This window comes from Armatimonas sp., from assembly GCF_043760365.1.
Lineage (GTDB): Bacteria > Armatimonadota > Armatimonadia > Armatimonadales > Armatimonadaceae > Armatimonas.
Genome location: NZ_JAYUPA010000690.1, coordinates 1 through 11,011, shown reverse-complemented (window position 1 = coordinate 11,011; position 11,011 = coordinate 1). Strand labels below are relative to the sequence as shown.

The window sequence follows — 11,011 nt, the reverse complement described above, 5'->3', positions numbered from 1 at the left end:
GGGGCACGCGGCTCGTCTCAGCAAGCGAGCGGACATAGATCAGGTACTCTTTCTCGTCGGGCCCGAGTCCCGCCACGACAGGAGAGCTGCGCTGCGTTTGCGGCACGGAGTCGGGCAGAAAGAATTCCTGCACAGGCGTCCCCAGCACATAGGTCAGGGTAAGAAAAAAGTAGAGCAAGAGAGTGCCAAACAAGCTCGCACGGGCAAGAGTCATGCAGTTTCATTCGCCGCCATCCGATATAATCCCTTGTCTATGCCTATGTCTGTCTGGCGTCTCTCTCTTCTTGGTGGGTTTAAGCTAGAGCGACCCGGCGAGACCATCACTCGGCTCCGCACGCAGAAAACCGTTGCACTTCTGGCCTGGCTGGCACTGCACCCGCACCGGGAGCACGGGCGCGAGGAGCTGATCGAGCGCTTCTGGCCCGAGAGCGATCTGGAGCAAGGCCGCGCCAGCCTACGCGTCGCCCTCAATGCCCTGCGCAAAGCATTGGAACCTCCTCCGGCTCCCCCTAACTCCGTGCTCATCGCCACCCGGACACACCTCAAGCTCCGCCCCGAGTCCCTCACGACCGATGTCGCCGCGTTTGAGGCCGCCGTCAAGCGCAAAGACAACACAGAGGCGCAGAGGCTCTATGCCGGGCCGTTTCTGCCGGGCTACTACGACGAGTGGATTATCGAGGAGCAAGAGCGGCTGGAGGCGGCGCTTTGCGCATTACCTCTCCTCCCCTCACCCCCCTTGCCTTTAGGTGAGGGGGGCCGGGGGGGAGAGGTGCTCCCCACCAACCTTCCCCTCACGCTCACCCGCTTCTTTGGGCGAGAGGGTGAGAGGGAGCGCTTGACCACGCTACTCACCGACCCGACACTGCGCATCGTAACGCTCACGGGGCCGGGGGGGACGGGAAAAACGCGTCTCTCGATTGAGACGGGGCGGCAGCTTCAGGAGCGTTTTCCTGGCGGCGTCTGGTTCGTGGCGCTTGCTGAGACGCACGATGCGCAGCGCATCGTCGAGGGCCTGCGCGATGCTCTAGAGCTTCCCCGAAGCGGCGATGCGCTGGAGGCCGTCTGTGCACGACTGGGGGCACAGCCGACTTTAGTCATTCTGGACAACTTGGAGCAGCTCATAGACGATGCCGCGCTCGCTCTGCCCGGCTTCCTCGCGCAGCTTTCTAGCACACGCTTCTTGCTGACGTCGCGCATTCGATTGGGGCTTCCGGGCGAACATGTCTTTCCCATCGCCGCACTGCCGCTCCCCCAGCCAACCGAGCCACTGGAGCGCCTCGCCACAAACGCCGCGCTCGCGCTTTTCTGCGATCGTGCCCGCGCCGCCCTCCCCGAGTTTGGGCTAACGGTGCGCAATGCAGAGACACTCGCGACACTGTGTCGTCAGCTCGAAGGTGTGCCACTCGCGTTGGAGCTCGCAGCGAGCTGGGCGGGACAGCTCACGCCCAAGCAGATGCAGGAGCGCTTCACGGCGGCACTGGCAATCGAGGGCAGACGCGTGGATCGAGAGGCACGACATCTCTCGGTGCGCACCGCGCTACGCTGGAGCCTGGAGCTACTTCCCCCGGAGATCTCGACACTCTTCGCTCAGCTCTCGGTATTTCGCGGAGGGTTTACCCTGGAGGCGGCAGAGATGGTCAGTGTTGCTCCGGCCACGAGCTTTACGCTGAGCCGACTGCGAGAGCACTCACTTCTCACGGCAGATTTTTCTGGCGATGTCCCCCGCTTCTCAATGCTGGAGAGTGTGCGCGAGTTCGCCGCCGAGTGCCTCGGAGAGACTCGAACGGCACTGCGCCACCGCCACGCGCAGTGGCTGCTCGGCATCGAGCAACAAAGCGTCGCGGAGACGCTGGCGGAGCGTGAGAACTGCGAGGGGGCGCTGGAGTTTTTGGAGAAGGAGAGTCCCTCAACCGCGCTTCAGCTTGCGTCTAGGATTGTCCGACGCTGGCAACAGGCAGGGCTCTTCGATGCGGGCATTAGTATGCTGGAGCGTATTCTGGCACTCTTCCCAACCGATCCTCCCTCAGGAGATCTCAGGCTGACTCTTTCTGGGCTTGGCGCACTCTATTTTTACAAGGGCGAGACAGCACGCGCCCGACAGGCCTTTGAGCGCTGTCTGCGCGTGGCGGAGGCAATCGGGGATCAGGCAGCGGAGGGTGAGGCCCAGCGCAACCTGGGAACCATCGCGATCGCCGAAGGAGACTATGCCAGCGCCACCCGGGCACTCAGCGCAGCACTCCAGAGTCTCCCCACTCCGAGACCCCCTCTTGTTGAAGTTCTTCTTCATACCAACTTGGGCATCGCCCACTACGCTCTGGAAGAATTTCCCGCTGCTCGGACACACTTTACGGCGGGTATTAAGGCTTGTGAAGCGATTCCTGAGGCGCGCTGGGCAGTCAATAGCTGGCATGGTCTGGGAGCTGTTGCCATGGAGCAAGGCAATATCCAAGAGTCAGAACACTGCCACCGCGAGGGACTGGCTTTGAGCCGCCAAGCCGCGGAGCCCATGATGATTGGAGACAGCTTAAGCCTGGTTGCGACCTGTCGGATGGACTGCGGCGACCTGCGAGAAGCGGCTCAGCTCCTCCAGGAGTCTGCGGAACAGTTCCATTCCTGTCATGCCCATGATATGGACCGTCGGCTTTGCGATGAGACAGCCCGCCTTCTGGTGCTCCTAAAAGAACCGGAGTGGGCGGCTCGTTTTCTCAGCTATGCGAACCACCTTATCGAAACACACCACATCCATCTCTTTGGTTCCGCCGTGCGCGACCGTAACAAGATTCACCAGACGCTCCCAGAAATACTGACTCCCGAGGTGCTGGCGCGGGAGCTTTTAACAGGCAAGCAGCTCACTCGCGAGGTATTTTACGACCAGCTTAACGCAACTCTAAAGCGCGTGCTGGCGTGATGAACTGAGTCAGCTGCTCAGCGGCGCGGGCGGGGAGCCGGACAAATATCCCAGGGAATATTCCGCCCACGACCAGAAACAGAAGTGCCGTGGTTAGTACAACACGCTCCCGAGGAAGTGCGTCCACCATACCCTGCGCCTCAATTCCATGCCGCCCTAAAAAGAGTGCGGCGAAAAAGCGCAGCAGGCTCACGGCATTGAGTGCCGTCACAATAGGCAGGAAGATCCCGATCAGCTCGTGCGTTTCGAGAGTTCCGTGGAGAAGCAAGTCCTCCGCGCAGAAGCCCAGTGTCAGAGGCAGGCCCACCAGTGCTAGCCCAGACACCACAAAAAAGACGGCAAGTCGAGGAGCTGCCGCCCCAAGGCCGTAGAAGCGCCGCAGGTCTAGCCCCTCTCCTACCCGAGCCTCTAGACCCGCGATAATAATAGCAAGAACCGTCGTCGAGACCGCCACTACCTGCCAGTGGATGAGCGCCCCGGCAATGCCCTCTGTGCTATGGCTGGTGAGCCCTGTGAGAATAAACGATGCCTGGCTGATCGCAAGAAAGGCAAGCAAGCGCCGAGGCTTGCGCTCCACCAGAGCGAGCAGCGCGGTGTACGCCGAGGTGATCAGCGCGATGAGTCCCAGCACAGGAAGAAGCTGACGGGCGGGTTCGGGCAGTGCCGGGATGACCTGGTGTGTCACCAGAAATCCCCCGAGGTGCCCGTTTACCAAGAGCGCAAAAGGCAGGAGCGGGCCGTTCTCGTAGGCGGCGACGATAGAGCCATGTACTGGCCAGAGCCCCTTGCGCAGGAAAATGGCAGCAAGAAAGAACCCGAAGGCGAGGGTTGGTGCGGCGTTTGTCAGAACCAGCCCCGCGACCAGGCACACCGTGCTTGCCAGCAGTGTGGCTTTTGTAAAGCGTGGCAGTGTCTCCACAAAGAAGCCTGGCACTAGAAACGGAACCAGAGACCCGCCCCAGCCCAGTGCAAGTATGACAGGACTCTCGGTGGCGTAGGCCATCTGAGTCGTGGCGGTGATCAGGAGTATCCCCGAGAGCCAGCGGGGCGAGACCATGCGGCGAGGTGCGGCAATACAAACACCAAGAGCCAGTGCCACCAGAAGCGAGAGAGGTGGCGCACTCAGTGCATCGAGCCGAAACCCACTGCTCCAAGGCTCCGGGTGGTACTCTCCTACGCGGAGCACATCCGTGTAGGCCAGCAAGAGAGGCAGGAGCGCGACGAGTAGCCCGGCGACAGCAACCCGGCGTGCTCTCTGGATATTCGTACTGCGCCAGGTCAGAAGCGCGGCGATCACCAAAACAAGGAGGCTGGCACTCAGCCAGGGAAAGCGTAGCGGGTCATTCATGGGTATTTTCCGTATTCTTTCCGCCCGAGCGCTGTAGCCCTGTCGCAAGGCGCAGCACCGGCCCGATTAAGAAACGCTCAACAATGGTGTCGAGGTGCCCTCGGTCGAGCGCGAGGCGGTAGAACCAGCGCCGCACGGACTCAGGAAGCAGCTTTTTGTAGTGTTCCCCGGACGTGCTCAGCGCACCGCCTGCCGCTGCGTGGACGTGGTGGTAGTCGTGGAGCATGGAGGGAGCGCGCAGGAACTCCAGGGTTCGCACGGCGGCGTGGCCGACGATATGCCAGAGCGCCAGTGTCGTCCAGCCCATCCCGAGCTCAGCAAAGACCAGCCCGAGCTGGGTGAGCGAGGCGTGGGCCAGCCCGGTTTTGGTGTCGGCGGCGGCGCGCCCTGCCAGCGTGCCATGCAGTGCCGTCGCCAGCCCAACAGCCACCACGATTCCTGCCGCGAGGCGAGACTCTTGTAGGAGCGGCTGTGCACGGAGCAGCAAGTAGGCCCCCGCATGCACCGAGAGCGCCCCGTAAAAAATCGCCGTGGAGGGCGTCGGCCCTTCCATAGCCCTCGGAAGCCAGCCCGAGAACGGCACCTGCGCCCCCTTGCCCATCGCCGCCAGAAGAAAGAGCAACCCGAGCAGAGTCGCCTCGCCCGCATGGACTTGTGAGAGCGCCTCAAATCCCGCCGAGCCCGTCTGTCCGTGTAGCAAGACCACTCCCACTAACAGGCCAATATCACACGTTCGGTAGGTAGCAAAGGCACGGAGCGCGTTCTTCACCGGCTCATCTCTATGCTGGAAGAAGGCAATCAGCATCACACTCGTCAGCCCCACCAGCTCCCAGCCGCCGATCACCACGTCGAAAGTTGCCGCCGAAAAAAGCAACAATATCCCAAAACCAAAGAGATGCAAAAGCAGAAAAAATCGAAAGAAGCCTGGATCTCGGTGGATGTAGCTCCCGGAGAAGCGCCCGACAACTCCCACAAGAACTGCGCCTAGGAGCTGAAACGGAAGCGAGACGGAGTCGGCCAGAAGCCGGAGTGGGAAGCGATAGTCGTGCACCACAAACCAGCTCCCCAGCTCCGCGACAACTCGGTGCTGTCCCGTAATTGCCATCCCAAGAGCGAGCGCGAGCGCAAGAGTCGTGCAGGTTCCGTAGCAGAGTGCCGTCAGCTTGGTGACCGTCTTTTCGGGAGGCTCCCAGCCCAGAAGCCAAGCCAGGCCCAGGGAAAGAAAGCTCACCCCTGGCACGGCCACGATCCCACACAAAAGTGCCGTTAGAAGTGTCATTAGTGTCATTTAATCCCCGTGAGTGTCATTTAATTCCCGTGATCTTTGCCATCGGGAGGTGATGTAGCTTGCCACCAAACCACTCCACCGACGAGGTCACTTCTGGCAGAGGGGTCTCTCGCTCATCCAAAACGATAAACTGCCCATTTTGGTAGAGCGCAACGTCCCCACTCTCAGGGTCTAGCGTCGCAAGGCGAATCCAGCGGTTCTCCACCAGCTCCGTGACAAGCGCACTACGGCGCACGGCGTCCATCAGCCGCTCTGGGGTTGTCTCCACGACCATCAGCAGCCGAACAGGCTCGTGCACTTCAACCATCTGCCAGGGCAGGCCCGTTCGCAGATCACTGGCGTGGCCATTCATCACTCCCACTAAACCCGTCACATTGTGCGGAAGTTTTGTACCAGAGCCGTAGCGCTCGTTGTCCACAAACGAGAAATAATACTCCAAGTTGATCCCCGCACAGACCGGCCCCGCCGCTCCCAGAAGCGCCGCGAGGCTATTGTTGAGTTCATCCTGGGTGGAGTCATAGCTCACCAAAAACGCGCGACGATCCAGAAACAGGCCCCGTGTGACAGCGCGACGCCCCACCACACAGACGGCGTTGGTGGCATGGCCGTACTCCGGGCGCGGCTCCGCCAAGTGCTCCGAGCGGGCCTGAACATGCCGGAGTGCTGCCTCGGGCGTGACATCGCCCTCGGCGGCCTCAAAGCGACGGGAGCGCTCCAGGGCATTGCCCGCCCGCGCCGCCTCTAGGCTGGCCCGGACCCGCTCAAACTCCGACTGGTGGCCTGTGGGGATTTTATCGGTGTCAAAGAGCAGGACTTCATCGCTGCACGTGTCGTGGTAGCCCCCGACAAACCAGGTGTCCTCAGGAATCGCAAGCCCCTCGCTCGCCAGCTTCTCGCGCACCTGCGGATGGTTTGCCATCGCGGCAAAGAGCCGGGCGTTGGGGCCACCACGCCGCCCCCCACACGCACCGCAGTCGTGGGCGGACTCATGGGGATTGTTGAGACTGGTGGAGCCATGGCCCAGGAGAACAATCAGCCGAGAGTGATTGCGTGTCAGGCCGCCCGCGCGCAGCATTCCGCCCACACGCGCCGCTTTTTCGTCCACGGAGAAGCCCGGAAGCAGCCCGTGAATCAGCTCCTCACTCTCACGAAGAAGCGCAAGCTCGGTCAGGGGTGTGGGCAGAAGTGCGTTTTCCAGCCGCCGTCGCACCTTTCCTGCGGTTCGTGGTGCCAGCACACGGGTGAGGAGAGGAACCAGCGCAAAGACTCCCCACCCGACACTTCCCACCACGCCCCGCACCAGCGTGCGTGAGCCCCGCGATGCGGCGTGTGCCAGCGCGGCCCACCGCCGACGGCGGCTCTGGCGGAGCAGATGAGTCTCTTGCTCGCCCTCGTGCGGCACCTCAAAAACGGCGTGCTGCGGCTGCACCACCACGGGGCAGAGCGGCACCCCGTGAGCATCATCGAGCCCCTGAAAGTGCACGGCAACCCCAAAGAATCCCGCAGCCCCCAGTGTCTCGATCTCCGGGTCAAGTTCCTCTAAAGCGCGGCGCATAGACTCCTCACGCTCGTCAATACAAAACACCACCTGCGCCACAGGGCGCGGACGGGGCGCACTCAGATCAAGCGTGCGGCGGTGCTGACGAAGGGGCTTGAGAATCTCTTGCTCGTGGCGGCGCTCGTAGGCCAGATGGAACAAGCGGCAGCACTCGTGCTCAGAAAACGCTTCGACCTCCGTACGCCAGGGCTCAAATGCGTCTCCAGAAAGCGAGGCGGCGCTCAGCCCGAGGCGCGAAGCGGCATCAAAGAGCTGAGCGGCACGCAGACGCAGGGTCTGTTTTTGAGGGGGTAGATCCGGGGAAATTTTCCGCCACTGGGTACTTGCTGCGCCAGGTTGCCCCCGCCAGGCATTCTTCGCCGCCACTTTGACCAGCGTCAAGCGCACCGCCAGATACTCCATGAGCGAGGCTTTCACCGGCGTGTAGGGAGCAAGCTCAGGCTGCTCCTCTAAACGATAGATCAGCCCGGCCCAGCCGGGGAGCGCCAGTAGCTCCGCCGTCAGAAATGCCTCCCACTGCGCCTCGGGAACCGAAAAATGCTCCAAAGTCTCTCGCACAAGCTCTTCTGGCGTGCCTTGGTGCGCCCGAAAGGCACGCTGGATCCCCACTAAAAGCTCTGGCTCCAGAAGTCCGGGCGCACTGAGCAGCGCATGCACGGCGGCGTAAAACCCCTCGTCGCGGTTGGGTAGCGCCCAGTCAGAGAGCCCCTGGTCCACAAACACCGAGCAGAAGCGAATCAGCCAGGGATGAATCACCTCGTCAATATCGGTGCCCGTCCAGGCGAGAATGCCATCGCGAGGGCGCGTTGGAGTAACGGGCTGCACCGCCGCTTCGGCAACCAGCCGTGACTCACAGGCTAAAAAGAGGGAACGAGCGGACTCTCCTGCCAGGAGGCCCTCTTCCTCAATCGCCCAGTCCAGGTTCTGTGCCGTCAGGAGCCGTTTGGGAGTGAGCATCAGGCTCCGGCGCAGTGCGCTTCGCGTGAGCTTCCCCGGCCAGACCTCCGCATAAGGCTCAGCAGCGAGTACGGCTTCAATATCTTCTTCTTGAATGCGCCCCCGCTGGAGTTCTTTGCGAAACTGTGCCTCGCTCATGTACGCCGCCGTCCCAAAGACTTTCGATGCCTCCAGAACGGCGGTCTCAAAGGGCAGATGCTGGAAGGCGTGGAGCGTGTTGTGATGAATAAAGACCCCAATCGGCCCCTGCATCGGAAGTAAGTGCGCCGCGTGTGCGAGCGCTGCCGTTAGTGTGTTGGCTTGTGTTTTCTGTACTTGATTCATTGCATTCATCTTGGAGTAACTCCCAGTTTTTCTTGTAACAGAGCAAAGCGTGTGCGGCTGACGGAGAGCTGCTGCCCGCCTCGCAGGCGCACGCCATACGAGTGACTTCCCAGATAAAGCAGCTCCTCGACGGCCTCTAAATTCAAAATGCACGAGTCGTGGACGCGCAAAAACAGCTCAGAGGGCAAGAGGCGCTCTAGCTGACTGAGCGTGTAGTAGGTCTTGTACTCACCGTCGGCCAGATACACAACAACCCGCTTGTCTTGCGCCACGGCGCAGCGCACTTCCTCGACCCGCGGCAGAAGCACCGAGTAGTCCTGACGGATGGGCAAGCGCTTGAGTGGTATGAGTGGCAGCTCGATCTCGGGCTCCGCACTACTTCCCAAACGCTCTTGGGCACGCGCAAGTGTCAGGGCGAGGCGGGTACTTGCCACGGGCTTGACCAGATAATCTAGCGCCGCGTGCTCAAAGGCAGTAACGGCGTGCTCGGAGTAGCCCGTCACAAAGACAATCAAGACGCTTGGGCAGCTCTGACGCAGTGCAGCCGCGAGCTGAAGCCCGGTGAGCCCTGGCATCTGAATATCTAAGAAGAGAATATCGGGCTGGAGATCCTCGTTAAGCTGAAGTGCCTGCGTCGCGCTCTCCGCCTCGCCCAGCACACGCACGTCCTGCTCCTCTAGGAGCTGGCGTAAGTAGGCACGAGCCAGGGGCTCGTCGTCCACAATCAAAGCTTTCAAGGGTTTCCTCGTGTCTCACCCAAAATCCGTGGCACGGTAAACACCGCCAGCGTGCCCTGATTCGGACAGGAGAACAAGCGCAGCCGAGCAGATCGCCCCAGAAGCAAGACGAGCTGCTCGTTGGCGATCTGGAGTCCGTGAGGCCTGCCGCCACCCTCCGCGCTCCAGGTGCTTCGGGCGTGTGCGAGCCGCTCGGGCTCCATCCCCAGGCCACTGTCGGCCACACAAACCAGAGTCCCTCGCTTGCGCTGCACGATCCGAATCCGCAGCACCGCAGGCTCCAGGCGTGGCCCGATTCCGTGCAAGATCGCGTTCTCCACTAGAGTCTGGAGCACAAACGGTGGCACCAGTGCGCCTAAACACTCAGGCGCGACCTCTTGCTCCACGCAGAGCCGCTTGCCCAGCCGCAGTGCCTCCAGCTCCAAGTAGCCCGTGACAGCATCCAGCTCATCGCGTAGTGGGGTCAAGCTCCGAGGCATACTCTCCAGGGCACGCCGCATGAGCTGCCCAAGCTGCACGACGGCTTTCTCGGCTTTCAGCGGCGCAATCCGGCAGAGCGCAGCAATCGAGGTCAGGGCATTGAATAGAAAATGCGGATGCACTCGCGCTTGAAGCGCCGCGAGCTGCGACTCGACGAGGCGGGTGCGGCTCCGCTCTACTTCCAGCCGTAGCCACTCGGAGCGCTGGCGCGCCTCGGCATCGCTGAGCACCATCTGGAGCAAGAGCGCCCCGAGGCCATTGGCCGCAACTTTGAGGACAGCAAGCTCTAGCGAAAAAACGATCTCTCCCTGACTGTGTAGCAGCGTCCGTGCCAGAATCGCTCCCAGCTCCGCAAGAATAATCGCAAGCACACACGCCAGGATTGTTTTATTGGCTGGGAACGTGCGCCGGACAATAGAGCCAGCTCCAAGGCTCATTGCCAGCGCAACCCATGTCCGCATCAAAGCTTCTTCGTGGAGAAAGAGAGGTGCCCCCAGTCCAACGATCAGCGCGGCGATTCCCCCGATGCGTGCCCCAAAGCGCAAGGCCACAAAGGTAATAATCAGGGTGTAAGTATCGTACGGTGAGCGCTCCCGTGCCACCCAGAGCTCCACCAGTCCGACAAGCCCAAAGAGCACTCCAAGCCGCCCAATCGCTTGCAGTGGCTTGCGCGTCAGTAGATAGGCGAACACCACAATAACGCAGGTGCTCTTGAGGAACTCGTCCAGCGCCTCCGGGTTTATGTTCACAGCACTACTTTATCCCTAAGCTGTTGTCCCCACTGAGCTTGGCAAACTGCCCAACCGCACTATCGTAGACAAAGACCTCGCCTGTCTCAAACTTATACATCCAGCCATGCAGGTTAATCTGCCCACGAGACGCGCGGCTGGCAATAATCGGCAGTGTTCGTAGATGCTCAAGCTGCACCAGAACGTTCTCTTCGGCAGTAGCCGTAGTCAGCTCTTCCCCGGAGAGATGCGTATAGTGATCTTTGATGATCTCCGCCGTCGAGTCACAGTGCGACAGCCATTTCTTCAGCGTTGGGAGCGAGTTGAGCGAGTCCGGGTTGAGAACGCCTTTCATAGCGCCGCAGTGGGTGTGTCCACAGACAATAATATCTTTCACACCTAGCACCCCGACGGCAAACTCCACGGCGGCAAGCTCGCCATTGTTAGAAGTGCCATAGCAGGGAACCACGTTGCCCGCATTGCGCACGATAAAGAGCTGACCGGGCTTGGCGTTGGTAATGAGGTTCGGATCAATGCGCGAGTCCGCACAGGTGATAAAGCACGCCTCGGGATTCTGGCCCCCAGCAAGCCGCTCGAAGAGCGCTTGCTGCTGCTGAAAGCCCACATTCTGAAAGTAGTGAACGCCGTCAATTAGTTTTTGCATGATTTGATTTTTCCAATTT

General features: G+C 61.1%; 8 protein-coding genes. 1 reads left to right on the top strand and 7 read right to left on the bottom strand.

Going from position 1 to position 11,011, the window contains the following annotated elements; all coding sequences use genetic code 11:
• Window positions 1–214, bottom strand: a 214-nt coding sequence (locus tag ACH2EH_RS16215) for a hypothetical protein (protein ID WP_395143162.1), incomplete at its 3' end; no start/stop codon positions are given.
• Window positions 215–253: 39 nt separating this feature from the next.
• Here ACH2EH_RS16215 and ACH2EH_RS16210 point away from each other — a divergent pair.
• On the top strand, window positions 254–2,908 hold the full coding sequence (locus tag ACH2EH_RS16210) for an ATP-binding protein (RefSeq protein ID WP_395143160.1): 2,655 nt from the start codon (window positions 254–256) through the stop codon (window positions 2,906–2,908).
• On the opposite strand, the gene ACH2EH_RS16205 is transcribed toward ACH2EH_RS16210, so the two are convergent.
• From ACH2EH_RS16205 to ACH2EH_RS16180, 6 genes are read right to left on the bottom strand one after another with little or no spacing between them, the layout of a single operon-like run.
• Window positions 2,877–4,256 carry a proton-conducting transporter membrane subunit gene (locus ACH2EH_RS16205; RefSeq protein WP_395143158.1) on the bottom strand — a complete coding sequence of 460 codons (1,380 nt, stop codon included), beginning with the start codon at window positions 4,254–4,256 and terminating at the stop codon, window positions 2,877–2,879. The genes ACH2EH_RS16210 and ACH2EH_RS16205 overlap by 32 nt on opposite strands.
• Entirely contained in the window at window positions 4,249–5,535 is a 1,287-nt protein-coding gene (locus ACH2EH_RS16200; RefSeq protein WP_395143156.1) for a proton-conducting transporter membrane subunit, read from the bottom strand. The genes ACH2EH_RS16205 and ACH2EH_RS16200 overlap by 8 nt, the downstream gene beginning before the upstream one ends.
• Window positions 5,536–5,560: 25 nt before the next feature.
• Window positions 5,561–8,383: a DUF2309 domain-containing protein gene (locus ACH2EH_RS16195; RefSeq protein WP_395143154.1), complete on the bottom strand. Its 2,823-nt coding sequence runs from the start codon at window positions 8,381–8,383 to the stop codon at window positions 5,561–5,563.
• 5 nt (window positions 8,384–8,388) lie between these two features.
• A complete protein-coding gene (locus ACH2EH_RS16190; RefSeq protein ID WP_395143152.1) occupies window positions 8,389–9,120 on the bottom strand; it encodes a LytR/AlgR family response regulator transcription factor in 732 nt (243 codons plus the stop codon).
• A complete protein-coding gene (locus tag ACH2EH_RS16185; protein ID WP_395143150.1) occupies window positions 9,117–10,349 on the bottom strand; it encodes a sensor histidine kinase in 1,233 nt (410 codons plus the stop codon). Before ACH2EH_RS16185 ends, ACH2EH_RS16190 begins: the two co-directional genes overlap by 4 nt.
• 4 nt (window positions 10,350–10,353) lie before the next feature.
• Window positions 10,354–10,992 (bottom strand): carbonic anhydrase, encoded by a 639-nt coding sequence (locus ACH2EH_RS16180; protein WP_395143149.1) that lies wholly within the window; start codon window positions 10,990–10,992, stop codon window positions 10,354–10,356.
• Between the last annotated feature and the right edge of the window lie 19 nt (window positions 10,993–11,011).